The sequence below is a fragment of the Arthrobacter sp. FW306-2-2C-D06B genome, assembly GCF_021789175.1.
GTDB lineage: Bacteria > Actinomycetota > Actinomycetes > Actinomycetales > Micrococcaceae > Arthrobacter.
The window spans coordinates 4,499,098-4,523,076 of record NZ_CP084560.1; the positions used below are offsets into that span (position 1 = coordinate 4,499,098).

Sequence of the window (23,979 nt, forward strand, 5' to 3'; positions counted from 1 at the left end):
GCCTCCTGTCAGGAGTAAAATGGGTTACGCTGCTGACACTACTACCGAGAGATGTAAGGAGTCAAAGTGCTTTTTGCACCTGACACTGAAGTGGCGCTTCGAAGTGTGGTCCATTTGATCAATTCGGCCGCCAACGGCACCGAATCCCTCACGAGTGTCGCCGAACTCCGCGCCTTCCTCGATGCGGAAGAATTCACGGGGAGCAGGGACGGAACCGAGGCCGAGCTAGTCAGCGTCAGGCGACTGCGGAGCCAGCTGGCTTCCCTGTGGACGGCCGATGAATACGCGGCCGCAAAGGCCGTCAACCAACTCCTCACGGACGCTCGCGCACTCCCCCAATTGGTCAAGCACGATCACTGGGATTGGCACTTGCACGCAACCACCCCTGAAGCGCCCCTTGCGGAACGCATGGGCACCGAAGCTGCCATGGCACTCGTGGACGTCATCCGCAGCAAGGAAATGGATCGCCTGCGGGTGTGCGCGGCGGACGATTGCGACGCCGTCGTGCTGGACCTGAGCCGCAACCGTTCCAAGCTCTATTGCGATACCGGCAACTGTGCCAACCGAACACACGTCGCGGCCTACCGGGCGAGGAAGGCCTCGGGGACCGAATAAGGGGGCGGGCGTCACGCCGTGCAACTTTTCAAGGCGCACGACGGCGGCCTGCCGCGAGTTTCCGGGGTTGCTGCGCTGACCAGCCGGCAAGAAGTTGCGTGGCGTGACACGAAAAAAGACTAAGACGGCCTAGTCGGCGTCGGGCGTTTCCGTTTCGCTGCCCGCGTTGGGCGCCGCGGAACCGTGGCCCTGGCCCGGCTTCCTGGAACTTAGGTTGACTCCCGAGCCTTTGCCGAGGTGTTCGGCGTTTTCCTTGTGGCTCATGGAAAGCATCGCAGCGAGGACGAGGCTCACAATGAAGGCGATGCCGGCACCGGTGAAGGCGAGGTCGAAGCGCGGAGTGCGGGCGCTGCCGCCGGAGGCGAAGATCAGCACGGCGAAGAAGATCAGGACGCCCCAGAACGCGGAGAACATCAGCGGTCCCTTCACCGAGGTCCGCATCTTGCGCGGCTCTCCTGGTTTCTGGTCAGCCAAGGTCATTCCTCCAATGTGGGTGTTGGCGCCGTCCGCGCCTTGAGAGTTCTACGCAGGGTAGAACGTATGACTACTAGTTTACGGCCTCAGCAGAGGGGGTTCGCCCATCGTGCCGCAGGCTCAGCCCGGACAGCACCCACAAGACTCCCGTGATGATGGCGCCGCCGCCGGCAACACCGAGAAGCGCGTGCGCTCCCAGGCTGATGAAGAACGGCAATGCAACGGCGGTGCCGATGCCCACCACGCCGGAAATGATCCAGTCGCGGGCGAGCACATGCCGTCCGCGCTGCCGGAATCCCCGGACCAGTTCAAACGCCCCGAGCACCAACAGCCCGACGAGCGCGGAGACGCCGACACCCGCGTCGGACTGCGTCATCAAGGCACCCACCCCCGCCAGGCCGACGACGACGGCCGCGGCCGCCGGAACGCTCGCAGTAAGGAACGCGGCCCCCGCGGTTGCGAACAGGTAGAGCCCCGTAGCCCAGGCCAGAACGTGAACGGATGGCGAGCCCCAGAAGACGGTCACGGCTCCAAACACGAGCGCAGCACCGGCGCGGAGAAGTACGGGCTTCCAGAGCGCGGCTGCCGAGGGCGTGGATGAAGTCGCTGAAGAGGTGGGGAGAGTCACCAGTCCAGTTTAGTGCGAACCGAGGACCATCCATTTGTCAGAGCGGGCCCGCAGCCCCAGGGTGACCCCGCGGGCCAGCATGTAGCCCAGCGCGAACGCGACCCAGAGCCACACGAGCCCCGCCGCGCCGTCGGGCCTGGTCAGGTGGACTGCCACCAAAAGCGGCAGATAGACCCCGAGGTTCACGACGCCGGCAATCGCCAGGTAGCGGGCATCGCCCGCGCCGATCAGGACGCCGTCCAGGACGAAGACGTACCCCGCGAGGGGCTGCCCGACGGCGAGCACCCACAGTGCCGCTGTGAGCGCGGACTGCACGCCGGCGTCGGAGGTAAAGAGGAAGCCGGCCCACGGAGCCGCCACTGCCAGGAGCACGCCCGTCACCACGCCGAATCCCACGCCCCAGCGGATCATGGTGCGGGTCAGTTCCCGCGCCCGGGCCGGATGGGAAGCTCCGAGTTCCTTGCCGATGAGGGCCTGCGCGGCAATCGCCAAGGCGTCCAGGGCGAAGGCGAGGAAGGAGAAAATGGTCATCGCAAGCTGGTGCGCGGCGAGGTTCACGGACCCTTGGGAAGTGACCACCAGGACAGTGGCGAGGATAGCCAGGCGCAGGCTGAGGGTACGGAGCATGAGCCATGAACCCACGGTGGTCATCGTGCGGATTCCACGCCAGTCCGGGCGCAGCGAAACGCCGTGGCGCCGGGCATTCCGTCCCACCATGACCAAATAGACGGCGGCCATGGCCCATTGGGCAATGCTGGTGCCGATGGCCGAACCCGCCACGGACAAATGCAGGCCATAGACAAGGAACCAATTCAGGGCGATGTTGATAGCGAACCCCGCCGTTGCAACCACCAACGGCGTGCGGGTGTCCTGCAGTCCGCGCAAGACGCCGGTGCCAGCGAAGATCAATAGCATGGCGACGAGTCCCGGCATGGACCAGCGCAGATAATCGATGGCGTATGCCCGCACCTCGCCGCTGGCTCCAAGCAACCCGAGCAGTGGCTCAGCCGCGAAGAAGCCAGCCACCGCGAGGACGGTGCCCAGCAGCAAGGCCAGCCAGACGCCGTCGCGCCCTGCGGCCAGCGCCTTGGCGAGCTTTCCGTGCCCGATGGCACGCGCCACAGCGGGAGTTGTCGAATATGCCAGAAACACCATAAGTCCGACTGCGGTGTACAGCACGGTGGAGGCCAGCCCCACGCCCGCCAGTTGAGGGACGCCAAGGTGCCCCACAATGGCGGAGTCAGCCAAGAGGAAGAGGGGTTCGGCAATGAGCGCCCCAAAGGCGGGGACAGCCAGGCGCAGGATCTCGCGGGCAGTGGAGGGCGTGGTGGGACGGGTCACTGTTTGGTGCACTTTCCCAGCCTAGCGGGGCGCCGGCATGTAGCTTGGTGAGGTGTCGCTCGAGCATCCCATCACCGTTTCCGTCGCCCGTACCATCACTCCCGGCTACACCCGCCAAGCCAACGCATGGGCCCACGCTGGCCAGGAGCTTGCCCGGGAATGGCCCGGCTACCTGGGTTCAGGGTGGGTGCGCACGGCGGCCGATTCCGATGAATGGCACATGCTTTACCGCTTCGCGGACGCTGAAACCCTGCAGGCCTGGGAGGAATCCGAAGAGCGCCGATGGTGGATTGAAAGCGCCACCGAGCTCATGGAGGTCACACGGGTGGAGCGCCGTTCCGGGATCGAGGGATGGTTTTCCCAACCCGGCGACGTGAACCTCGTCGTCCCGGAGACCGCATTGCCGCCGCGGTGGAAGCAGGCCGTCAGCATCTTCCTGCCGTTCTTTCCTTTGAGCCTGCTGGCCAATTTCCTGCTGCACCCCTTGGTCCTGGGCTGGCCGCTGGTCCTCCAGGTGCTGTTGAACATCTGTATCCTGACGCCGCTCATGGTCTACATTTTCCTGCCGGTCACCACCCGGCTCCTGAAGCCCTGGCTGGAAGCAAAGCGGAAGGGTCAATAGCATCTGCCGGGACAGCGGAGCCGGCCCCGCCGCGTCGTACTTGTTTGACACTTCAAACAAAGTTCGAAAGGCTTGAGTTGAAGCTTCAACAAATTGAGCCTTGGCTTTCGAAGCTTCACGACAGCCAACCGCTACCCGAAAACGGTGCAAAAACATGAACCAGTCCACCCTGACCAACACAGCCCTTACCGTCCTGCGCGTCATCGTCGGCTTCATCTTCGCCGCGCATGGCTGGCAGAAATTCACCGAATTCACCATCGCCGGCACACAGGCCGCCTTTGGCAAGATGGGCGTACCCGCCGCCGACGTCGTGGCCCCGATCGTGGCAACGATCGAACTTGCCGGGGGCATCGCCCTCATCGCGGGCGTGCTGACCCGAGTCTTCGGCGCCCTCCTTGCACTGGACATGCTCGGCGCCCTGTTCCTGGTCCACGCCCCGGCGGGCCTGTTTGCCGAGAACGGTGGGTACGAACTTGTCCTGGCCCTCGCCGCTGCAGCGGCAGCCGTGGCCCTGACCGGCGCCGGACGGATCTCCATCGACGCCGCCGTCTTCGGCCGGCAAGGCTCCAAGCTGGGCATCCTCGCCTAGGATCGTGCGCGGCCGCACTGGCGACACCCAAGTGCGCTGCGGACACCCGAACGGGCTGGCGACACCGGGATTCTGGCGTCGCCAGCCCGTTTGCGTGACACAGATCGACCTGGGAGTCGCTGGTCCGATTCGGCGTCGCCCGCCCGTCATACAGCGCATCAGTATCCACGCCGTCGATACACTCACGTCATGAGCGAGCTCCCCTCACACTCCGTCACGCTGCGGTTCCTGGCCTCCCCCACCGACGTCGGACACAGCGGGTCCGTCGACGCCGGCACAGTCCTTGAGTGGGTGGACAAGGCGGCGTACGCGGCAGCTGTCGGCTGGTCGAAGTCCTATTGCGTCACGGCATATGTCGGCAACATCCATTTCGCCGACCCCGTGAACAGCGGAGACATGGTCGAGGTGGAAGCGACCATCGTCTACACGGGCCGCTCTTCCATGCACATCCGGACCACCGTGTCCTCAGGCGATCCCAAGGGCGGTCCGGCCACGATGCGCAGCCAGTGCCTGGTGATCTTCGTTGCTGTCGGCGCCGACGGCCGCCCCGTTCCAGTCCCCCAGTTCGAGCCGTCGACGCCGGAGGAAATCGAGCATCGTGACAACGCCCTCGCGCGGATCGCCGTGCGGGAAAAGATCGTCGAAGCGATGAACGCACAGGAATATACCGACGCCGGGACGGCCGAGCGCGTTGTCCTCCGCTTCATGGCGGCTCCCACCGACGTGAACTGGGGAGGGAAGGTCCACGGCGGCATCGTCATGAAGTGGATCGATGAGGCCGCCTACGTCTGCGCTTCCCGCTATTGCGGCAAGGACACCGTGGCGGTGTTCTCCGGCGGCGTGCGGTTCTATCGCCCGCTCTTGATCGGCGACGTGGTGGAAGTAGAAGCCCGGCTCGTCTACACAGGGCACAAAGGCATGCACATAGCCGTCCATGTCCGCTCCGGAAACCCCAAGAGCCGTGAGATGAACCTGACCACCTACTGCCTCACGGTCATGGTGGCCAGGGACGAAACCGGCACGTCCGTTCCGATCCCGCACTGGGAACCGGAAACCGGCGAGGACCGGCGCCTTCACGCCCACGCCCGCGAATTGCTGGAAATCCGGGGACGGGCCCCCGGAAACCGGATGCCGGATCATCTGCTCAACGGCGGTTAGGCGTTCCTTCCGGGTCTGGCGCCGCGAAGTCCGGGGCGGGAAGATGTCCTCATGTTGGCTGAGGAATGGTTCAACGCACTCATCGACGAATTCAGGGCCGTCCCGGGTGTGAGCGTGCCCGGCGAACCGGGACAGCATGGATTCGGTTCCTCGGCATTGAAGGTTCACGGCTCGATTTTCGCGATGGTTTCGGGTGGCAGGCTTGTTGTGAAGCTGCCACGAGATCGGGTCAGTGCCCTGATCGGGACCGGAGCCGGGGCGCCGTTCGACGCCGGAAAGGGGCGTGCCATGAAGGAGTGGCTCACGGTTATGGCCGACGATCAGGAGTCAAGGCTCACCCTCGCCCGTGAAGCCCTGGACTTCGTTGGATCTGCGCACCACTAGGCAACCCGCCATAAAAGTCATCCCGCCGGGCGCTAGAACCCGCCGCCGCCCGTCTCGCCCGCCATATTGGCGAAGCGGGAGTAGTGCCCCTGGAAGGCAACCACGATGTCCTTGGTGGGACCGTTGCGGTGCTTGGCGATGAGGATGTCGGCCTCGCCGGCGCGGGGGGATTCTTTGTCGTAGACGTCTTCGCGGTGGAGCAGGATGACCATGTCGGCGTCCTGCTCGATGGAACCCGATTCACGGAGGTCCGAGACCATGGGCCGCTTGTCCTGGCGCTGTTCGGATCCACGGTTGAGCTGCGAGAGCGCGATGACCGGAACCTGCAGCTCCTTGGCCAACAGTTTGAGGGCACGCGAGAATTCGGAGACTTCCTGCTGGCGGGATTCCACCTTCTTGCCGGAGCTCATGAGCTGGAGGTAGTCGAGGATCACCAGCTTGAGGTCGTGCTGCTGCTTCAGGCGACGGCACTTGGCCCTGATTTCCATGAGGGACATATTGGGGCTGTCATCAATGAACAACGGCGCATCGTTCATGCGCCCCATCGTGGTGGCGATCTTGGACCACTGCTCGTCCTTAATGGTGCCCTTGCGCAGGTCCTGGAGGCCAATGGTGGCTTCCGCGGACAGCAGGCGCATCGCGATTTCGTTGCGTCCCATTTCCAGGGAGAACATCACGGTGGCGAGGTTGTGCTTGATGGCAGCGGAACGGGCGAAGTCAAGCGCGAACGTGGACTTACCGACGGCGGGGCGCGCGGCGATGACGATCATCTGGCCCGGGTGCAGGCCGTGGGTGAGCTCATCGAGTTCATAGAACCCGGTGGGGACACCCGTCATGCCTTCGCCGCGATGGCCGGATGCCTCGATCTCGTCAACGGTGGATTCCATGACGTCCTTGAGCGCCACGTAGTCTTCCGCCGTGCGTCGTTCGGCCACGGCATAGATCTCGGCCTGGGCCTGGTTGACGAGGTCTTCGACCTCTCCATCCTGGCCGTAGCCCATCTGGACGATCTTGGTGCCGGCGTTGACGAGTCGGCGCAGGACCGCTCGCTCAGCCACGATTTCGGCGTAGTAGCCCGCGTTGGCCGCCGTGGGCACGGTCTGGATGAGCTCGTGCAGGTAGGCAGGGCCGCCGATCCTGTTGATCTCGCCGCGTTTGGTCAGCTCATCGGACACTGTGACGGCATCGGCAGGTTCGCCGCGGCCGTAGAGATCGATGATCGACTCGTAGATCGTCTCGTGGGCCGGGCGGTAGAAGTCATGGCCGCGGACAATTTCCACGACGTCGGCAATGGCGTCCTTGGACAACATCATGCCGCCCAGAACCGACTGCTCAGCGGGAATGTCCTGGGGAGGTTTGCGGCTGGCGTCCGATGTCCGGCCGCCCTCGATCGAATCCAAGTGCGTAACTGACAAGCCGTCCTCCATTGTGTACCGCGCAGATAACTGTTCCCGGCGGTGCGGTAGGCCAATGCCCAGGTGTGGGTTGCTCCGACCGCGCCGTTTATGCCGGCTGGTCCAAACTGTTCCGTAGGGCACCGACAATTTTGGTTCCCCGAGATTTCCACAACTTATCCACAGACAGGTCCGCGGGCGCGCTGCTTTTCGACGGCACCGGGTGTCGTCCACAAGAAACAGGGGTTTTCCAAGTACCTAAAGCAGGTACTCAGCCACGTTAGCCCTGCTTTTCCGAGGCACCAAGCCGGGCCTGTGGATAAAGTGTGGAATACGCACCCCTACTTGTGCACAGTCTGTGCATGACCCTGTGGAAAGAGAAATTCTTTTTGCGGCAAATAGGCCCTGAGCTGGGAAAACGTTCTTCGTGCCATGTGGATCAAAAGTATTTTCTTCAGGGGATCATCCACAGGCCGATTCACTCAATCCGCGCCGTTCCCTTCGTGCAAGCGTCCGGGGAGGGATAAATATGCCGAAAATGTGATACTCCCCACAATCTCTCCCGGAATTTGACAGCCGGCTCTCAGAAGCTATGCCGGAGCAGGAATGTGCTGTGGATAACCGCGTTCTGACATAAGCTCTAGGTATGGGTTTCACCATTGGGGATGTACTGCTGGTCGCAATGCCCGTTGTCATCCTTGTGGCTGTGATTTGGGCCCTGACGGCGGCATTCAAGCCACGCAACTCAGGGCTGTCCGACGCCGAGCGCTACCAACGTGAGCTGGCCGCCCGCTCGGCAGCCCACCAGGCCGCCCAAGTGCAGGCGGCGACGGCGGCAAGGGCCCGTATCGATGCGTCCACCAGGCCGAGCCAAAACGCCCAGCAACAGTCCCAGCAGGACAGCCAGTCGCGGGCCGCGCTCAGGGCGCAAGCCGGGGCCAGCCCGGGAGTCGGCCAGGCCGGCTACAACGGCCCCATTCTGCCCAACGGGCAGTTGAATCCACAGTTCGCCCTGCAATTGCAGGGAATGGTCCGCAGTGGGCAGAAGATCCAGGCGATCAAGCTCCTGCGCCAGCAAACCCACTCGGACTTGTTGACCGCCAAGAACTACATAGATCGGCTTTAGCGCATGTCATCCCTACTCGTTCCGGTCTTGATACTGGCGGCCGTCATGGTCGGCGTGCTGTTGATCAGCCGCGCGCTCTCCCGCCGCTCCGCGGAACTTCGCGACAATGCCGCCACCGGCAAGGCTGCCGTGGACCCTGTGGAGCTGGCCCGCGAGGCCGCCGCGAAGCTCAGTGAGGACCAACACCGGCAGCTGTATTCCCTGATCGCCCAAGGCCAGGCCATGGCGGCCATCAAGCTGTACCTCAGCGCCACCGGGGAGGGGCTGCGTGCCTCACGGGACGCCGTCGGCGCCCTTGCAGCGCACCCGCAGCCCTTCCGCAAGCCCGAACCCGCCCCGCAGGACCTCATGCCCGACGACGACGAGCCGGAACACTTCCCGTACCGTTACCGGGCAATCGTCAGCAAGGGCGACGTCACACGTGAAGTGAGCAGCAACATGCTCAACGACGAGATCTACGGACGGATCCGTACCTTGGCCAAGAGCGGCGACATCGAAGCCGCAGCGTTGGCCCTGACCAAGCATTCCGATATCAGCATGAAGCAGGCCCGGGAGTTCATCGAGCTGCTGGACGACTAACGCCAGGTGCGGCGCAGCCCGGCTCGCCTAGCGTCCCGCGGTGATCCCGGCGAGGAGTTGCTCAAACGGCAGGGATTCCATCGCGTCCGCCTTGCGGTGCGGCTGCCCGCCGCTCAGGAGCCGGGTCAGCTCGCCGGCCGCGCGGTCCACGCGGACCGATAGCGGCGACGCTCCGTCATCGGTGTTTCCCCAGTCCTGGGGCCCGGCGAAAACGGACGTCTGGGTTATCCGGGTGCGAAGGTAGGTGAAGAGCGGACGCATGGCGTAATCGAGCACCATTTGGTGGCGGTCTGTGCCGCCCGTGGCACCGAGGAGAACTGCCTTGCCGTCCAGGGACTTCGGGTCCAGAACATCGATGAACGACTTGAACAGCCCGCTGTATGAGGCGCTGAAGACGGGCGTGACGGCGATGATGCCATCAGAATCCTCGACGCCGGCGATCACCTCCGCGAGGCGCGGCGCGGCATAGCCGGTGACGAAGTTGTTGGCGATATCCACGGCCAGGTCCCGGAGTTCGACAACGTCCACCTGCACCTCGTACCCGGCATCGCCCAGCTGGCGCTTGGCCGATGCGGCGAGCTGGTCTGCAAGAAGCCTGCTCGACGACGGTACGCCAAGTCCGGCGGAAAGGACGGTTATGCGGCGGGTCTCCATGGCGATCTCCTGTTGCTGGGCGGTTCGATGGCTTCAAACCAGAGTACATGCGTTTGCATCTATACTCCCAAACCGCGCCCGCGCCCCTTTTATTCCCCTGTTAGAGACGCACGGTGTTAGAGACGCACGGTTCCCTGGATGCACATCACCGAACTCCCGCCCACCCAGATGTCCCCGTCTTCCGCTTTGACGTGGATGCGTCCCGCCCGGCCCAGCACCGTACCCTGCGCGGCCACGTATTGCTCCGGAGCCCGGCCGCTGCCGATAAGCCACTGGGCCGCCCCCGCATTGAAGCTTCCGGTCACGGGGTCCTCCACCATGGCGTCTCCGGGAATGAACGTCCGGACCTCGAAATCGACGCCGGCACCCGGCTCATGGGGCCCGATCACACCGACCTTCAGATCCCCCAACGCCGCAAGGTCGGGCTCAAGGCCAAGGACCTGCTCGGCCGATTCGAGCAGCACGCCGATCCATTGGGGGCCATTGACAAGCCACGACGCATCCAAAAGCGCCGCTTGGGGCAGCCGGAGGCCTGCGGCCAACCGTTCCATGGCTGCCTCGCCCACGGGCCCGAAGCGGTTCAGCGGCGGCGCCGCGAAGGCAAGGCGGCCGCCGTCGAGCTTGACTTTGACCAAGCCTGCGCCGCATTCCTGAACCAGCGTCCCTTCCTGCTTCGGGACACCGCCGGCCGCCAGCCACGCATGCGCCGAGCCGAGAGTCGGATGTCCCGCGAAAGGAAATTCCTCGCTGCCAGTGAAGATCCGCACGCGGTAATCGGCCGCAGGATCGCTGGGCGGCAGCAGGAAGGTGGTCTCAGACAGGTTGGTCCAGTTGGCGAAGTGCTGCATCTGCTCCGCGCTGAGCCCTTCAGCGTCGACGACGACGGCAAGCGGATTGCCGAGGTACGGCACGTCAGTGAAGACATCCACTTGCGAGAAGGGCCTGGTGCGCATCGTTTCAAGGTTCACCCCGGCAGGCTATCACCGGGGGTACGCGCGCAAAGCAAAGGACCCCCGCCTCCGGAAACCGGAGACGGGGGTCCTTCAAGCTACGTCAAAGATAACGCTACTTTGCTGCTACGACCTCGAGGTCGATGACAGCGGAAACGTCCTCGTGCAGGCGGACGTTGGCCTGGTACGAACCAAGGGACTTGATGTGGTTCGGCAGTTCAACGTTGCGCTTGTCGATGGAGCCGAGGCCAGCGGCCTCAACTGCGGCAGCGACATCAGCCGGCTTGACGGTGCCGAAGAGACGACCGGACTCGCCGGCCTTCACTACGAGCTTGACCTTCTTGGAAGAAAGCGCAGAAGCCTGGGCCTGTGCAGCTTCAACCGAAGCGTGGGCACGAGCAGCGCGGGCAGCCTTGATGGACTCAACCTGCTTCTCGCCACCCTTGGTCCAGGTCAGAGCGAAGCCGCGGGGCAGCAGGAAGTTACGTGCGTAACCGTCCTTGACCTCGACAACATCGCCAGCAGCACCGAGACCGGTTACTTCGTGGGTCAGAATGAGCTTTGCCATGTTAGTTAATCCCTTCCTTAGCCGCGGCCAGCGCCGGAGTAAGGCAGCAGAGCAACTTCGCGGGCGTTCTTGATTGCCTGGGCGATTTTGCGCTGTTCCTGCACCGTGACGCCAGTGACGCGACGGGCGCGGATCTTTCCGCGGTCGGAGATGAACTTGCGCAGCAATGCTACGTCCTTGTAGTCGATGACGGTGATGTCAGCGGCCTTCAAGGGGTTGGACTTTGGTTTGGGCTTACGGAGTTCAGCCTTAGCCATCGTGGAGCTCCTTTTCTATGGAGCCCGTGGAATGGATCCACGGGATGGTGGTGCTCGACGGCGGTCGCCACCCGGGTGCCTCGCGGCACGTCCGGCGGGTTCCGGCGTCGAGCTTTTATGAGTGTTTAGAAGGGAGGTTCGGAATCCGGGCCGTTGCCCCATCCGCCCGCATTGCTGACACCCGGGGTAGCCCAGGGGTCTTCCTGCGGTGCGGATTGGCCGCCGCCCCATGTTCCGCCGGAGTTGCCGCCCTGGTTTGCACCAGCGCCGCCACCTCCGAAGCCGCCGCTGTTGTTGCCGCCGCCGAAGCCGCCCTGACCACCCTGACCGCCGGAGCGCTGGGTGCGGTTGACCTTGGCGTTGGCGTAACGCAGGCTCGGGCCGATTTCATCGACTTCGAGCTCGATAACGGTGCGCTTCTCGCCTTCCTTGGTTTCGTAGGAACGGCTCTTCAGTCGGCCGGAAACGATCACGCGCATGCCCTTGGTGAGGGATTCGGCGACGTTTTCAGCTGCTTCGCGCCATACCGATGCGCGGAGGAACAGGGTTTCCCCGTCCTTCCATTCATTGGACTGGCGGTCGAAGGTCCGGGGAGTAGAAGCGATGGTGAAGTTCGCTACCGCCGAGCCTGACGGTGTGAACCGCAGTTCGGGGTCATTGGTGAGATTACCGATGACCGTAATAGTGGTTTCGCCTGCCATCTACTGCCTCCTTGTTCGTTCCTGCGGGGTAAAGAATGAAAGCCTGGAGCTGAAATTACTCAGCAACGACCTTCTGCTCTTCGGGGCGGGTGATCTTGGTGCGCATGATGGTCTCGTTGAGACTCAGCTGGCGGTCAAGTTCCTTGGCGGTTTCCGGCTTGGCGGTGAAGTTCACCACAGCGTAGATACCTTCGGACTTCTTCTTGATGTCGTAAGCGAGGCGACGGCGGCCCCAGATGTCAACCTTTTCGATGGTTCCACCATCGGTAGTGATGACATTGAGGAACTTCTGAAGCGACGGCTCTACGGTACGCTCTTCGACCTCGGGGTCGATGATTACCATCAATTCGTAAGGACGCATATGTGAACCCACCTCCTTTGGGCTAAGCGGTTACGGCATTTCCGTAACAGGAGGTTCATTTGCGATGAACAGTGCTGCTGACCGCTTCCAGAAGCGGAAGCAGGGCGCAGCACAGACTTCAATATCTTAGTCCATTTCCCGCCTCTAAGCCTATTCGGCGTGTCGGCAAGGTGGAACGCGCGGCGTCGCGTATGTGGATAACTTTCGCGGCTCAGGCAGACTGAACCCATGACCATGCTCAAATCCGTCGCACTGTTTGTCCTCGCGGCCGTCGCCGAGATCGGCGGGGCGTGGCTCGTGTGGCAATCAGTCAGGGAAGCCAAACCGTGGTGGTGGGCTGGCCTTGGGATCGCGGCCCTCGGCATCTACGGGTTCGTGGCGGCGTTCCAGCCTGACGCACACTTCGGCCGTGTCCTCGCAGCATATGGAGGGGTGTTCATCGCCGGATCATTGGCTTGGGGAATGCTCATGGACGGTTTCCGCCCGGATCGTTGGGACGTCATCGGCGCCATGATCTGCATCCTGGGCGTGGCCGTCATCATGTTCGCACCCCGGCCTGTCAGCTAAGCCGGCAACGCAGCTAAGCCGTCACGCCGCGCAACTTGCTGGACCGTCCGACGTCGGGATCCCCCGGTTTTCCGGGTCGCGGCTCCACGCCGCACGCTAAAAATCTGCGTGGCGTGACGCCGGGGCCGGCCAACCCGCGTGCCATGATCTGACTATGAACGCCGCAGCAAAGAACCAACGTCCGAAGACTGCCCGTGCCAAACGTTCCCGATTGCGGTTCGGGCTAATGATCGTCACCGGCATCGCTGCGGCCGTAGCGACCGGAATATGGGGTCAGTGGATCTACGCACCCGCCGCGGGCTGGGCCGTGGCCGCGGTGGTCTACAACGTTTTCGTGTGGACGATCATCACCCCGATGAAGGCCGATCAGACGAGAAGCCATGCTACCGAAGAGGATCCGCGGCGCTCCACCGCCGACCTCCTCATCCTGTGTGCCGCCGTCGGTTCCCTGGCAGCCGTCGTGCTCGTGATGATCGGCGCCAAGGATGCGCACGGATTCGACAAATTCATGCTCGCCCTGCTGGCCCTCGTTGGTGCAGCGGCCTCGTGGCTCCTGGTCCACACCCTCTTCACCTTGCGTTATGCCGAGGTGTACTACACGTCCGATCCACCCCAAGGCATCGAATTCAACCAGAAAGAACCGCCGCAATACACGGATTTCGCGTACATGGCATTCAGCCTGGGGATGACCTACCAAGTCTCGGACACGTCGATCACCACCAGGGCAATGCGGTCCGCTGCTTTGCGGCACAGCCTGCTCGCCTACGTTTTCGGCGTCGGGATCCTGGCCACCACGATCAACCTCGTGGTCAGCCTCGCATCCTGAGCTAGATCGCTGTTCGGAAGAACAACTCCGCCACCGTGGCCAGGTGGCGCGGGTCTTCAACGCCGCATAGCTCGCGTGCCGAGTGCATCGACAAAAGCGGCACGCCGACGTCGACCGTCCTGATGCCCAGGCGGGTAGCCGTCAGCGGACCGATGGTAGAGCCGCACGGGACGTCGTTGTTGGAGACGAACTCCTGGTAGGGGACACCCGCCACGCCGCAGAGCCGGGCCCAGAAGGCCGCGCCGGTGGCGTCCGTGGCGTAACGCTGGTTGGCGTTGATCTTCAGGAGCGGTCCGCCATTGAGGATGGGCCGGTTGGCGGGATCGTGCCGCTCGGGGTAATTGGGGTGGACGGCGTGGCCTGCATCCGCGGAAACACAGAACGACGCCGACAACGCCTGCCGCCGTTCACTCACGGTGGCGCCGAATCCGTCGGAGATCCGGGTGAGGATGTCTTCGAGGATGGGTCCGCAGGCCCCGGAGCGCGAGGCAGAGCCGATTTCTTCGTGGTCGAAGGCGGCCAGGACGGCGATGGGGCCGGCTGTCGGCGCACCCGCGGCTGCGTGCGCAATAAGTGCCGCAAGCCCGGCGTGGGTTGAAGAGAGGTTGTCGAGCCGTCCTGAAGCGAAGAACTCGCCCTTGGCACCGAACTGCTCAGGCGCCTGGGTGTCCGCGACGACGATGTCGTAGCCACCGATCTGCGCGGGATCCACGGAAGCCCCGGCCACGGAGTCCGCCAGGATTGCCAGGACGTCCGCGGAATCGGGATCGCCGAGGCCGAAAACCGGGTTCATGTGCTGTTGCTTGTCGAGCGTGAGGCCGTCATTGACAGCCCGGTCCAGGTGGATGGCCAACTGCGGGAAGCGCAGGAGCGGTCCGGTAGCTGTGAGGTGCTGGGTGCCGTCCAGCATCACGAGCCGGCCCGCGAGCCGAAGCTCACGATCCAGCCAGGAGTTCAACAAAGGGCCGCCGTAGACCTCCATGCCGGCCTGGAGCCAGCCGAACTTGCCTGTCGTCGGCTTGGGCTTGAGCTTGAAGGACGGAGAATCCGTGTGGGCGCCGAGGATATTGAACGCCGTAGTCGGAGTTGCGCCTTCCGGCGTCACCCAGGCGATGAGGGCGCCATCGCGCATCACGTAGAAGCTCCCAGCCCCGCCCTCCCATGGCAGAAGTTCATCAAGGGCCGTGAAACCTGCCGCATCGAGGCGGTGCGCGGCCTCGTGGACCGCGTGGAAGCTCGACGGCGATGCGCTCACATACGCGCCAAGGTCCTGGATGTGTTCTGCAGCGGAGTTCGAAGGCATGGCTTCGAGTCTAGCCGCGGCCGCGGATTTGCCGGCCCCTCGTTCAACGTCGGATGAACAATTCTGCCGTGGGTTCGGCTGATTTGAGGACCCAGCCGGGGTTTGTGTTTAGCCAGCGGGCCAGCCCGGTAGCGGGAGGTACCAGGACGCAGTCCGCACCGCGCAGCCCTTCGTTCAGATCCCCTTGGCCGTCGAGGACGCGCAAGGATTGCGTGACCCGCTCCGCGCCATAGAGATCGTTTCGCGAATCAATGGACACCGGGACATCGGGCCTTTCTAGGATCACCAGTCCGCCTAGCTGGTATTCGTTGAACAACTTGCAACCAGCCGGAATGGCCTGGATTGCTGCGCGTGGGAAATGTGCTGGATCCGGACGGCCGAAGAAAGGGAGATTGAAAACTGCCAGCCCTATAGCGATCACGAGGACGGCGGTGGCACCTTGGAAGAACAACCGTCGGCGACTGGCAAAGTAGCGCAACACCACCTCGTGTGACGCAAACGCCGCCAGAACCGGCAACGCCAGCAAGACAAGGATTGGAAGGACGCGCATTGCAGCCACTGATCCGCAGGCCGCAACTGCGATTGCGGCCGTGAATACCGGGTCTCCTCGGCGTGCCGCAACGCCAAGTCCGAGAAGACCGATGGCCAACATAACAAGCTGCAATGGATCAGCCGGGTTGAATGGCTGCCATTCCGTAATGACAGTCGATTCAGTCTTGACTTGCAGCGTTTGGGCGAGCAGCCCTGCGCCGTAAGGATTTACGAGTGAGCAAAGCATTGTTACTAGTAGCGCTGCCAGAAACCAGCCTGATCGGCTGCGCGTGCTTCGTCTCAAGAACACCAAAAGGGCACTGGCACCCACAATTGCCACGCCCAGCAAGGCTCCCGCGTGCAAGTTGACCCAAAGAATCGTCAGGACGGCGATAGCAATGAGCGGCCAAACCGGCTTAGGCACCTCTACCAGCCGCTGTAGGAGCATCACGAGTGCCAGGACGGCAATGTAATCCACGAGCTGGGGCCGCGCCGACAAAAACAATGTCAACAATGGCGCTCCAATCAGAAGCACCCAAGCGGACGGTACCGGCGCTGCTCCCAGTCGCCGGGCGAGAAGCAGCACCAGTCCACAGATGACGGCGACGAAGCATGCGCAGACAAGAGCAACACCCACCAAACCGGCCGCTTCGTAAGAGAATCCGAGGACGACGTTGAAAGCCCACGAGTTTAGCGTCCATGGTTTTCCGCTGACGGTCCACGAAAACGGATCCACTGAGGGAATTCGGCCTTCGGTGATCGTAAGGAGCCCCGTGCGGACCTGCCAAAATGTATCTGACTCGGCGAGGTTTTCGGACCGAATCAAGGCAAACGGAAGGAACGCCAACCACGCCAGCATCCAGAACTTGCCCGGCGCTTCAGTCCCCAGGCGAGAAGCAGCCTGGTTACTTTGCCCGACAACTTCGCTCCGCGGTTCCCCCATGAGCCATACCATAGCGGAGCGCCCCGATGCCTGACAGGGTCATCCAGGAAATCCATGATGGAGAGAATCCTCAGTTCCGCCTGCATTTAAAGCTAAGCGGCCAAAGAGAGCTCAGGCTGACGTTAGTAATCAGGGTTGCTCGGGATCACGAGTCCTGTTTCGTACGCGTACACCACTACCTGCACCCGGTCCCGCAGGTGCAGCTTGGTGAGGATCCGCCGGACGTGGGTCTTGACCGTGGCCTCGGACAGGAAGAACTTGTGGGCGATTTCCGCGTTGGACAGCCCTGCGGCGATAGCTTCCAGCATCTCGGTTTCGCGGGGCGTCAATTCTTCGAGCAGCGGATCTCGGGGCTGGGCTGTGGCGTGGCCGGGCATGCGACCCCCGCGGACGTAGGTCTCCAGGAGCCGCTGGGTGACCCTCGGAGCCACCACGGCGTCGCCGCTGGCCACAAGACGGACGCCCTGGACCAACTCAGCAGGCGCAACATCCTTGAGCAGGAACGCGGAGGCCCCTGCCTGAAGGCCTGAGAATGCATATTCATCAAGGTCAAAGGTCGTCAGGATGATGATCCTGGCGTTGGATGCCGAGGCCGTAATCCGCCGTGTGGCTTCGATTCCATCCAAGGCAGGCATCCGGACATCCATGAGCACCACGTCCGGTTCCAGTTCCTCGACCTTCCGTACGGCTTCGGCGCCGTCGGAGGCTTCGCCCACTACCTCGAGATCGTCTTCGCCTTCCAGGATGAGCCGAAATCCCATGCGCAGCAGGGGTTGGTCGTCCACCAGCAGAACCCTGATGGGAGCATTGTCGGTCATGATTTCCCCTTGTCGCCATTCCAGTTAAGCTCAGCATGGACGCGCCACCCGCCGTGCATTCCAGGACCGGCATCCACGGTTCCAGCATAAATTCCCGCACGTTCACGCATTCCCGCGATGCCCTGGCCCGTTCCCAAGACCGCTTCTTCGGTGCCCGCATCCCGGGAGCCTCGGCCGTCGTCGAGCACTTCAATGGTGACCGAGTCGCTCTCCCGCACGATCCTCACATCCACTTGGCTCGAGGAACGGCCGTACCTGAGCACGTTGGTCAGGGATTCCTGCACGATCCGGTAGACGGTGAGCTGGAACGCCGGGTCTTCAGGAAGGGCCGGTCCCGTGTGCGAATAGTGCAACGGCAGCCCTGCAGTCCGGAATCCATCGAGCAGCTTGCTCAGGTCGTGCCCGGAAACCAACGGCTCCAAAGTCGCCGGGCGGGCTGAGTCGTCCCGCAGCACGCCAAGGACGCGGCGCATGTCGGCCAGCGCAGTCCTGCCGGTTCGGGAGAGTTCGCCAAGCACCTCACCTGCGCGCTCCGGATCCTTCTTGACCACGACGGCGGCGCCGTCCGAAAGGCTGATCATGACAGTGAGGGAGTGGGCCACGACGTCGTGCATCTCCCGGGCGATCCGGTTGCGTTCGGTGACGGACCCCAAGCGGGCCGTGCGGGCTGCCCACGCCCTGATTTCGCTTTCGTGCTCACGCCCCTGCCGCACCGAAATGCCAATCCCGGTGGCGATCAGGTTGGACAACAGAATGCTGGCCGCGGCGGCGATGTTGCTGATGAGGTGGAAATTCTCCGGAATCGCCTCTCCGTTGGATGGGGTCGCCGGGCTGGTCCACATGAACAGGTACACGAGGGTCAGCGGCAGGCTCGCCGCCCCAAACACCGTCAACGCGAATCTCCGGGTCCTCGCCACGGCCACGGCGTACAGCGCGAACCACAATCCCGCCGAGACGTTCGAACCCCAGGGATTCAACAGCGTCACGGCCACCTCGAGGACGGCAGCCGCCGCAGTGACACTGAGTGGATTGCGGCGTCGAAGGAACAGGATGGCTGCAATGGCAACGAGCAGCAAGGCGGCGAACCACTTGCCATCCACGATCGAGCTGATGAACGTAGGAAGAGCCAGCAGCGAATAGCAAAGCACCACCACCGCGTCCATGACCCGCGGGTGCTCAAAAAGATAGCGGCGGATCCTGCCACGGCGGCGCAGCGTGATTTCAGCAAAGGACGCGTCGGCCACGTGGGCCGACGCGTCCTGTGCTGGCAACTCTTCACTCATGGCTTGAGCCTAGTGGCCTTGCCCGAGCGGGTGTCCGTGGATTGCGAATCAGACGTCGCGCTTCTTGAGCACAATGAGGGCAGGAATCATGAACAAGATGACGTAGCCAAGGAACACGAGGCCGCCCGCCCATGGATCCAGGGTGCCGTCTACGTGGCCGATCGACAAGAAGCGCCCGCCGGCCTCACTGGGCAGGTACTGGGGGACGTACTTCCAGAAGTCTCCGGGTGCGAGGCCAAGGAATTGGCCGGCGAACGGGAGGACGAACATGATGCCTACCAGGACAGTGATGCCGCCGGCCGGGTTCTTCAACAGTGTTCCGAGAGAGAGGCCGATCAGCGCGACCCCGGAGACGTAAAGGCCTCCGGTGAAGACGCTGTAGAGGACACCATCCGTGTTCCATCCGAGGTCAAGGCCGAAGTTGGCGAACATGGGCGACGCCACCAGGAAGGTCACGACGCCGGCCACGACGGAAAGGACATAGGAGACCACAACCAGGACCACGGCTTTGGCGCCGAAGGTGGAGAGCCGTCCCGGAGCCGCATTCATGGTTGACCGGATCATGCCGGTGGCGTACTCGGAGGCAATGAAGAGCACGGCAAGGGATCCCATGACCAGGATGCCGATGTTGAGTCCGGCGTTCGGCAGGTTGTAAAGATCGAATCCCGAACCCGGCGGGAAGGAGGCTACAGCTTGCTGCACCGTTTCCTTATGACCCTGCCGGCCGACTTCGACCATCTGGTTGATGAAGTTCCAGCGGACCAGGGCGGACAACAGGCCGATGCCGACAATGGCAACGAAGGTCAGGACCAACAGGAGCTTGGTGCTCATGAGGGTGCGGAACTTGATGGATTCGGAGTTCAGTACCCGGAGGAAAGTGACGCCACCGGCCCCGGCTGACGGGACCGCATGTTTCTTGCTGATGGTGGTGGTGCTCATGACTGGATCCCTTCCATGGTGGCCGCGGATGTGGCGCCGACGCCGGCGGGGCTTCCGTCAAGCGGCCCGCCTGGTGCTGCCGGTCCGCCGGTGATGTGCGAGTGGTATTCCACCTCGTCCTTGGTGAGCTGGAAGTAGGCCTCTTCCAGCGACGACGTGAGCGGAGTGAGTTCGTAAACCAGGACCCGGTTGTCCAGGGCGAGCTCGGCGATGCGGAGCGGCTCCACTCCGTACACTTCCAGGGTTTCCCGTTCGTTCTGCTCCACCCGGACACCGTCGCGGGCCAGCAACTCGGACAAGCGAGTGGTCTCCGAGGTACGGACCAAAGTGCGCTTGCGGGACTGGCTCTCAATCAGCGCATCCACTGTGGTGTCGGCGATGATCCTGCCGCGACCGATCACAATGAGGTGGTCCGCTGTCTGGGCCATCTCGGACATGAGGTGGCTGGAAATGAAGATGGTCTTGCCCTGGCTTGCCAGGTAGCGCGCAAGGTTCCTGACCCACTGGACGCCCTCGGGATCCAGTCCGTTGACCGGTTCGTCGAGGATGAGCGTCTGGGGATCGCCCAGGAGTGCGTTGGCGATGCCAAGCCGCTGGCCCATGCCGAGGGAGAACCCCCCGGCCTTCTTCTTGGCAACGGCGGTGAGGCCGGTCATCTCGATGACTTCCTCAACGCGCGAGTTCGGAATCCCGTGGGTTGCGGCCATGGCCCGCAGATGGTTGTACGCGCTGCGGCTGGTGTGCACCGCCTTGGCATCGAGCAGCGCTCCCACTTGGTGGAGCGGGTCTTTGTGCTGGGAGTAGTGCCTGCCGTTGACAATGACGTCGCCCGACGTCGGGCGGTCGAGACCCATGATCATGCGCATGGTGGTGGACTTGCCGGCGCCGTTCGGGCCAAGGAAGCCCGTGACTTTCCCGGGCTGTACGGTGAAGCTGATTCCGTCCACGGCTGTCTTTGCGCCGTAGACCTTCCTCAAGCCTGTTGCCTCAATCATGGAAGCGTTCCCTCCGCTTGCTGCAGCTATGTGGTGACTGTAGGTACAACGCTAGCCACCGGCACGGCGGAATTCGCCGGTCTCAGGGATGATTCAGGGGCCGCTCAGGGTAGTCCCTATGGATGATGCGGGCCGCGACGTGGACTTCCGGGCACCGGGAAAGCGCTAGGAAAACTCTAGTAAAGCGGTGAATACACCCGCAGCGCCCGGCGTTTCACCGTGAACTCCGCGGTCCGCACACCGGGCAGGGGCTCGCCGTCAACCGCAATCACGAGTGGTTCACCGATCGCTTCGATGCTGAGCTCCGCGGCTTCGCTGAGGTGGGTCACTTTCGATGTACCCACGGTTCCGGTGAGGATCGCCCACAGCAAGCGCAGCCGTGCAAAGGGCTCATCGGCCGTGACCATGCGGATGTCCAGCACGCCGTCGTCAAGCACGGGACGCGTCAATGGCGCCAGGTCCCGCGGGTAGTAGCGGCCCCGGCCCAAGTAGAGGATCCACAACTTGTGGGGGACACCGTTGATCCGGAGGGTGGTCGGCGTTGCCGCGCCGAAAGTGCGCAGGCCTGCGACAAGTCCCGCGAGGGGCTTCCCCAAGGCGGGCTGCAGCCGTTCGCGTCGCCGCACCAAGTTGGGGTAAACGCCGACGCTTGCCGTATTGAGCATGATGAGCTCGGTGGTCTCGTCCTTGCCATCGACGCCGCGGCCCGCGCTCACATGGCCCAGGTCCGTCCATGCTGCTGCTCCCGTTTTGGCGGCCTTGAGGGCCCCTTCGAGGGACCGGGCGTCCACGTCACGTGCGAAATGGTTGAGTGTTCCACCGGGCAGCACCAGCAAAGGCAGCGAGCGCTCGACGGCGGCCGCCGCGGCAGCGCCGACGGTTCCGTCGCCGCCCCACACGCCCAGAGCCTTCGTCCCGGGCCGCCCTGCCTCGGCCTTGATTTGGGCTACCACATCATCGCCATCGGAAATGAGGCTTATATGCGCCTTGGGGAATATTTCCCGAAGCTGGGTTTCGGTCTCCGGCGAGTAGGAACCGCCAAGGGCATTGACCGCAATGCTCAACCCCTCGCCGTCGCCGACACCGGGCGCGTCGGCCGGTGAACGGTCCGTGTCCGGAACGGGAGGGCGGGCCGGCCACCATTTTCGCGTCAGGAGGGCCGCTCCGGCGCCGATCGCCGAGCCGAGCACGACGTCGGAGGGCCAGTGGGCGCCTGTGTGAACCCGGGAATACGCCACGCCCGCGGCAACAGGAGCCAAAACTGCACCAAGGCGGGGATTCACCAGGGCGACACCAAGAGTGAATGCGACAGCAGATGCTGAGTGACCCGACGGCATCGAGGAGCTTGTGGGCTGCGGGTTGACAAAGCGGAATGCCGGCAGGAGCTCGGGCAATGGCCGCGTCCGCGGAAGAAGCGTCTTGAAACCGAGATTGGTGACGGCCGACGCAACGCCAAGGGCCAGGAGTCCGTGAATCGCCGCGTTACGTGGCTTACCCGGAAATGCCGCGCAAACGCCAGCGACAGCAAACCAGAGCTTGCCCTTTGTAGCGGCCTCCGAGAGGTTTTTCAGAACGGCGTCATGCGAGCCCTCCGGCCACCGCGAGACTGCTCGGACCGTCGCCCGATCGAGTCGCGCTATCCGCCCTGATCCCCATCGCAGCATGCTTGGCATTCCACCAGACTATCGGCGGGCTGGTTAGGATGTGGGATTGTGGAGGTCGTTCTTCCCCACATACTCGAGGGAATCGGCACACCGCGCAGGGCGTCACATAGGGTAAACGATCAGGTAGCACTCGGTCTTCTCCAAGAGAGCGATCATAGTCTTCGGGCATGCTCTCAAAGCCTCAACTCATCAACAGCGGCATCGGGGTGGCCGTAATCGGCATTGCCGCCGGCGCCTTCTTCGTGCTGAACGGCGTGCCGCAAACGGCCGCCGACACCACCGCCCGCACCGTCGCGGTCAGCGCAGCGGACCTCGCCGCCGTCTCTACGGCGAGCGGAAACGTCTCGCCCGCAAGCACCACGGTCATCAACGCGCAGAACTGCACCGGGCCCATCGCCACTGTTTCCGCCGTGACCGGTCAGCAAGTCACGGCCGGGCAGGTGCTGGTGACGATTGATCCGACGAACGCCCAGAACGCCCTGGCCGTCGCCCAGGCCCAACTGGATTCGGCCGCCGCGCAGGCAAACCAACAGCAGGCCTCAGCCAGCAACCAGGTAGCTTCGGCGAATCAGAGCCTGGCCAACGCCCAACAAACGGCCAACCTGGACGCGAGCCAGCAAGCCAGTGCCGTGGCCGCCGCGCAGACAGCGGTGAACAACGACAATGCGACTGTTGCTGCGGCCCAGACCGCTGCCAGCGCCCAGCCCAGCAGCCAGCCGGCCCAGAACGCGCTCAACACGGCACAGGCCCAGCTGGCCAAGGACAACCAGGCACTGACCCAGGCCGTCAACCAGCAAGCCAGTTCCGCCCTCAAGGACAAAGAGCAGATCGCCTCGGCTGCGACGGCCCTGAATTCCGCCCAAAGCGGTGGGGGCGCCACATCCAATACGACGTCGGCCCAAATTGCCGTCGACACCGCAACCAAAAACCTGGCGTCCTGCTCGCTCGCGGCCCCGGTTTCAGGAACGGTCACCGCTGTGAACGCCGTCGTCGGAGGCAATGCGGGCAGCAGCTCCGGCTCATCCGGGTCCTCGGCTTCCGGTTCTTCCGGGGCTTCCCCTTCCTCCAGCAGCTCTTCCGCAGGCGCGGCGAGCACATCGTCGTCCGGACTGATCACCATCAGCGACACCGCGCATCTGCAGGTCATCGCCAACTTCGCCGAATCCGACATTGCCGCCATGAAGACCGGCGACTCCGCCACCTTCACCTTCCCGGCGCTCAAGACCGACCCCACCGCGGCACCCGTCACCGGCACCATCACGGCAATCGCCCAGAACGCCACAACAACGAACAACGTGGTCAGCTACCCCGTGACGATCTCCATCAAGAACCCCCCGGCTGCCCTCCGGCTCGGCCAGAGCGCAAACATCTCCGTGACGACGGCCACCGCCAAGAACGCTTTGACGGTGCCGTCGCTGGCCATCACGACCACCGGGACCAAGCAGACCGTCAACGTGATGAAGAACGGAACCTCGACGGCGGTGACCATCACCACCGGGATCACGGACAATGGCCGCACCCAGGTGCTCACCGGACTCAGCGCTGGCGATCAGATTGAACTCCCTGCCATCTCCTCCACCCTCGACACCACCGGCACCACCGGACGAACCGGGACGGGCGGACTTGGCGGTACGGGCGGGTTCGGTGGAACAGGAGGCGCCGGAGTTACTGGCGGCACTGGTGGCACCCGCGGAAATGGCGGGTAAGCA

General features: G+C 63.6%; 27 protein-coding genes. 10 read left to right on the forward strand and 17 right to left on the reverse strand.

The genetic code is table 11. The features are described 5' to 3' along the window. Positions 1-66 precede the first annotated feature (66 nt). The gene (locus tag LFT47_RS21040) at positions 67-615 is read left to right on the forward strand and encodes a CGNR zinc finger domain-containing protein (RefSeq protein ID WP_236813825.1); all 549 of its coding nucleotides are present in this window, start codon (positions 67-69) and stop codon (positions 613-615) included. A 129-nt stretch (positions 616-744) separates the two neighbouring features. On the opposite strand, the gene LFT47_RS21045 is transcribed toward LFT47_RS21040, so the two are convergent. From LFT47_RS21045 to LFT47_RS21055, 3 genes are all read right to left on the reverse strand, one after another. Further along, positions 745-1,095: a hypothetical protein gene (locus LFT47_RS21045; protein ID WP_236813827.1), complete on the reverse strand. Its 351-nt coding sequence runs from the start codon at positions 1,093-1,095 to the stop codon at positions 745-747. Positions 1,096-1,162: 67 nt separating this feature from the next. Beyond that, positions 1,163-1,717, reverse strand: a complete 555-nt coding sequence (locus LFT47_RS21050) for a hypothetical protein (protein WP_236813829.1) — start codon at positions 1,715-1,717, stop codon at positions 1,163-1,165. Positions 1,718-1,726: 9 nt separating this feature from the next. Continuing rightward, on the reverse strand, positions 1,727-3,070 hold the full coding sequence (locus LFT47_RS21055) for an MATE family efflux transporter (RefSeq protein WP_236813831.1): 1,344 nt from the start codon (positions 3,068-3,070) through the stop codon (positions 1,727-1,729). Positions 3,071-3,110: 40 nt separating this feature from the next. Between LFT47_RS21055 and LFT47_RS21060 the strand changes: the two genes are divergently transcribed. From LFT47_RS21060 to LFT47_RS21075, 4 genes are all read left to right on the forward strand, one after another. After that, on the forward strand, positions 3,111-3,680 hold the full coding sequence (locus LFT47_RS21060; RefSeq protein WP_236813833.1) for an antibiotic biosynthesis monooxygenase: 570 nt from the start codon (positions 3,111-3,113) through the stop codon (positions 3,678-3,680). A gap of 154 nt (positions 3,681-3,834) precedes the next feature. Continuing rightward, positions 3,835-4,269, forward strand: a complete 435-nt coding sequence (locus LFT47_RS21065; protein ID WP_236813835.1) for a DoxX family protein — start codon at positions 3,835-3,837, stop codon at positions 4,267-4,269. A 189-nt stretch (positions 4,270-4,458) separates the two neighbouring features. Continuing rightward, positions 4,459-5,427, forward strand: a complete 969-nt coding sequence (locus LFT47_RS21070) for an acyl-CoA thioesterase (RefSeq protein ID WP_236813837.1) — start codon at positions 4,459-4,461, stop codon at positions 5,425-5,427. 51 nt (positions 5,428-5,478) lie between these two features. Then, entirely contained in the window at positions 5,479-5,811 is a 333-nt protein-coding gene (locus tag LFT47_RS21075; protein WP_236813839.1) for a TfoX/Sxy family protein, read from the forward strand. A 32-nt stretch (positions 5,812-5,843) separates the two neighbouring features. On the opposite strand, the gene dnaB is transcribed toward LFT47_RS21075, so the two are convergent. Then, on the reverse strand, positions 5,844-7,226 hold the full coding sequence (gene dnaB, locus LFT47_RS21080) for a replicative DNA helicase (RefSeq protein WP_236813841.1): 1,383 nt from the start codon (positions 7,224-7,226) through the stop codon (positions 5,844-5,846). A 625-nt stretch (positions 7,227-7,851) separates the two neighbouring features. Between dnaB and LFT47_RS21085 the strand changes: the two genes are divergently transcribed. Beyond that, the gene (locus LFT47_RS21085) at positions 7,852-8,331 is read left to right on the forward strand and encodes a hypothetical protein (RefSeq protein WP_236813843.1); all 480 of its coding nucleotides are present in this window, start codon (positions 7,852-7,854) and stop codon (positions 8,329-8,331) included. A 3-nt stretch (positions 8,332-8,334) separates the two neighbouring features. Further along, positions 8,335-8,910: a hypothetical protein gene (locus LFT47_RS21090; protein ID WP_236813845.1), complete on the forward strand. Its 576-nt coding sequence runs from the start codon at positions 8,335-8,337 to the stop codon at positions 8,908-8,910. A gap of 27 nt (positions 8,911-8,937) precedes the next feature. Here the strand turns inward: LFT47_RS21090 and LFT47_RS21095 are convergent, their stop codons facing one another. From LFT47_RS21095 to rpsF, 6 genes are all read right to left on the reverse strand, one after another. Then, positions 8,938-9,564 (reverse strand): FMN reductase, encoded by a 627-nt coding sequence (locus LFT47_RS21095; RefSeq protein WP_236813847.1) that lies wholly within the window; start codon positions 9,562-9,564, stop codon positions 8,938-8,940. Between the two features lie 116 nt (positions 9,565-9,680). Next, positions 9,681-10,517: a PhzF family phenazine biosynthesis protein gene (locus LFT47_RS21100; RefSeq protein ID WP_236818745.1), complete on the reverse strand. Its 837-nt coding sequence runs from the start codon at positions 10,515-10,517 to the stop codon at positions 9,681-9,683. A 112-nt stretch (positions 10,518-10,629) separates the two neighbouring features. Next, entirely contained in the window at positions 10,630-11,082 is a 453-nt protein-coding gene (rplI, locus tag LFT47_RS21105) for a 50S ribosomal protein L9 (protein WP_236813849.1), read from the reverse strand. Positions 11,083-11,099: 17 nt separating this feature from the next. Continuing rightward, positions 11,100-11,339 carry a 30S ribosomal protein S18 gene (gene rpsR / locus LFT47_RS21110; protein ID WP_003800144.1) on the reverse strand — a complete coding sequence of 80 codons (240 nt, stop codon included), beginning with the start codon at positions 11,337-11,339 and terminating at the stop codon, positions 11,100-11,102. Positions 11,340-11,464: 125 nt separating this feature from the next. Further along, positions 11,465-12,040 carry a single-stranded DNA-binding protein gene (locus tag LFT47_RS21115; protein ID WP_078107100.1) on the reverse strand — a complete coding sequence of 192 codons (576 nt, stop codon included), beginning with the start codon at positions 12,038-12,040 and terminating at the stop codon, positions 11,465-11,467. A gap of 55 nt (positions 12,041-12,095) precedes the next feature. Then, positions 12,096-12,401, reverse strand: a complete 306-nt coding sequence (gene rpsF, locus LFT47_RS21120; RefSeq protein WP_028267876.1) for a 30S ribosomal protein S6 — start codon at positions 12,399-12,401, stop codon at positions 12,096-12,098. Between the two features lie 228 nt (positions 12,402-12,629). Here rpsF and LFT47_RS21125 point away from each other — a divergent pair, with 228 nt between their 5' ends. Further along, positions 12,630-12,968 (forward strand): YnfA family protein, encoded by a 339-nt coding sequence (locus tag LFT47_RS21125; protein WP_236813851.1) that lies wholly within the window; start codon positions 12,630-12,632, stop codon positions 12,966-12,968. 154 nt (positions 12,969-13,122) lie between these two features. Next, positions 13,123-13,794: a DUF1345 domain-containing protein gene (locus tag LFT47_RS21130; RefSeq protein ID WP_236813853.1), complete on the forward strand. Its 672-nt coding sequence runs from the start codon at positions 13,123-13,125 to the stop codon at positions 13,792-13,794. Between the two features lies 1 nt (position 13,795). On the opposite strand, the gene LFT47_RS21135 is transcribed toward LFT47_RS21130, so the two are convergent. The 7 genes from LFT47_RS21135 to LFT47_RS21165 all read right to left on the reverse strand — a co-directional run bounded on the left by LFT47_RS21135 (position 13,796) and on the right by LFT47_RS21165 (position 22,279). Beyond that, positions 13,796-15,097 carry a M18 family aminopeptidase gene (locus LFT47_RS21135; protein WP_236813855.1) on the reverse strand — a complete coding sequence of 434 codons (1,302 nt, stop codon included), beginning with the start codon at positions 15,095-15,097 and terminating at the stop codon, positions 13,796-13,798. A 43-nt stretch (positions 15,098-15,140) separates the two neighbouring features. Next, the gene (locus LFT47_RS21140; RefSeq protein WP_236813857.1) at positions 15,141-16,139 is read right to left on the reverse strand and encodes a hypothetical protein; all 999 of its coding nucleotides are present in this window, start codon (positions 16,137-16,139) and stop codon (positions 15,141-15,143) included. A gap of 554 nt (positions 16,140-16,693) precedes the next feature. Further along, positions 16,694-17,389: a response regulator gene (locus LFT47_RS21145; RefSeq protein WP_236813858.1), complete on the reverse strand. Its 696-nt coding sequence runs from the start codon at positions 17,387-17,389 to the stop codon at positions 16,694-16,696. Next, the gene (locus LFT47_RS21150) at positions 17,386-18,672 is read right to left on the reverse strand and encodes a sensor histidine kinase (protein WP_236813860.1); all 1,287 of its coding nucleotides are present in this window, start codon (positions 18,670-18,672) and stop codon (positions 17,386-17,388) included. Before LFT47_RS21150 ends, LFT47_RS21145 begins: the two co-directional genes overlap by 4 nt. 48 nt (positions 18,673-18,720) lie before the next feature. Beyond that, on the reverse strand, positions 18,721-19,611 hold the full coding sequence (locus tag LFT47_RS21155; protein WP_236813862.1) for an ABC transporter permease: 891 nt from the start codon (positions 19,609-19,611) through the stop codon (positions 18,721-18,723). After that, a complete protein-coding gene (locus LFT47_RS21160) occupies positions 19,608-20,606 on the reverse strand; it encodes an ABC transporter ATP-binding protein (protein WP_236813864.1) in 999 nt (332 codons plus the stop codon). The genes LFT47_RS21155 and LFT47_RS21160 overlap by 4 nt, the downstream gene beginning before the upstream one ends. 176 nt (positions 20,607-20,782) lie before the next feature. Beyond that, entirely contained in the window at positions 20,783-22,279 is a 1,497-nt protein-coding gene (locus tag LFT47_RS21165; RefSeq protein WP_236813866.1) for a bifunctional phosphatase PAP2/diacylglycerol kinase family protein, read from the reverse strand. A gap of 158 nt (positions 22,280-22,437) precedes the next feature. On the opposite strand from LFT47_RS21165, the gene LFT47_RS21170 reads away from it, so the two are divergent. Then, positions 22,438-23,976 (forward strand): efflux RND transporter periplasmic adaptor subunit, encoded by a 1,539-nt coding sequence (locus tag LFT47_RS21170; protein WP_236813868.1) that lies wholly within the window; start codon positions 22,438-22,440, stop codon positions 23,974-23,976. Positions 23,977-23,979: the final 3 nt, after the last annotated feature.

What these genes read in the sequence shown, in the direction of transcription:
- LFT47_RS21125 (WP_236813851.1), top strand. Translation starts at nt 12,630, where the DNA reads ATGACCATGCTCAAATCCGTCGCACTGTTTGTCCTCGCGGCCGTCGCC.
- LFT47_RS21130 (WP_236813853.1), top strand. Translation starts at nt 13,123, where the DNA reads ATGAACGCCGCAGCAAAGAACCAACGTCCGAAGACTGCCCGTGCCAAA.
- LFT47_RS21090 (WP_236813845.1), top strand. Translation starts at nt 8,335, where the DNA reads ATGTCATCCCTACTCGTTCCGGTCTTGATACTGGCGGCCGTCATGGTC.
- LFT47_RS21165 (WP_236813866.1), bottom strand. Translation starts at nt 22,279, where the DNA reads ATGCCAAGCATGCTGCGATGGGGATCAGGGCGGATAGCGCGACTCGAT.
- LFT47_RS21095 (WP_236813847.1), bottom strand. Translation starts at nt 9,564, where the DNA reads ATGGAGACCCGCCGCATAACCGTCCTTTCCGCCGGACTTGGCGTACCG.
- LFT47_RS21160 (WP_236813864.1), bottom strand. Translation starts at nt 20,606, where the DNA reads ATGATTGAGGCAACAGGCTTGAGGAAGGTCTACGGCGCAAAGACAGCC.
- LFT47_RS21170 (WP_236813868.1), top strand. Translation starts at nt 22,438, where the DNA reads ATGCTCTCAAAGCCTCAACTCATCAACAGCGGCATCGGGGTGGCCGTA.
- LFT47_RS21150 (WP_236813860.1), bottom strand. Translation starts at nt 18,672, where the DNA reads ATGAGTGAAGAGTTGCCAGCACAGGACGCGTCGGCCCACGTGGCCGAC.
- rpsR (WP_003800144.1), bottom strand. Translation starts at nt 11,339, where the DNA reads ATGGCTAAGGCTGAACTCCGTAAGCCCAAACCAAAGTCCAACCCCTTG.
- rplI (WP_236813849.1), bottom strand. Translation starts at nt 11,082, where the DNA reads ATGGCAAAGCTCATTCTGACCCACGAAGTAACCGGTCTCGGTGCTGCT.
- LFT47_RS21075 (WP_236813839.1), top strand. Translation starts at nt 5,479, where the DNA reads ATGTTGGCTGAGGAATGGTTCAACGCACTCATCGACGAATTCAGGGCC.
- LFT47_RS21155 (WP_236813862.1), bottom strand. Translation starts at nt 19,611, where the DNA reads ATGAGCACCACCACCATCAGCAAGAAACATGCGGTCCCGTCAGCCGGG.
- LFT47_RS21065 (WP_236813835.1), top strand. Translation starts at nt 3,835, where the DNA reads ATGAACCAGTCCACCCTGACCAACACAGCCCTTACCGTCCTGCGCGTC.
- LFT47_RS21100 (WP_236818745.1), bottom strand. Translation starts at nt 10,517, where the DNA reads ATGCGCACCAGGCCCTTCTCGCAAGTGGATGTCTTCACTGACGTGCCG.
- LFT47_RS21085 (WP_236813843.1), top strand. Translation starts at nt 7,852, where the DNA reads ATGGGTTTCACCATTGGGGATGTACTGCTGGTCGCAATGCCCGTTGTC.
- LFT47_RS21045 (WP_236813827.1), bottom strand. Translation starts at nt 1,095, where the DNA reads ATGACCTTGGCTGACCAGAAACCAGGAGAGCCGCGCAAGATGCGGACC.
- LFT47_RS21145 (WP_236813858.1), bottom strand. Translation starts at nt 17,389, where the DNA reads ATGACCGACAATGCTCCCATCAGGGTTCTGCTGGTGGACGACCAACCC.
- LFT47_RS21115 (WP_078107100.1), bottom strand. Translation starts at nt 12,040, where the DNA reads ATGGCAGGCGAAACCACTATTACGGTCATCGGTAATCTCACCAATGAC.
- rpsF (WP_028267876.1), bottom strand. Translation starts at nt 12,401, where the DNA reads ATGCGTCCTTACGAATTGATGGTAATCATCGACCCCGAGGTCGAAGAG.
- LFT47_RS21070 (WP_236813837.1), top strand. Translation starts at nt 4,459, where the DNA reads ATGAGCGAGCTCCCCTCACACTCCGTCACGCTGCGGTTCCTGGCCTCC.
- LFT47_RS21135 (WP_236813855.1), bottom strand. Translation starts at nt 15,097, where the DNA reads ATGCCTTCGAACTCCGCTGCAGAACACATCCAGGACCTTGGCGCGTAT.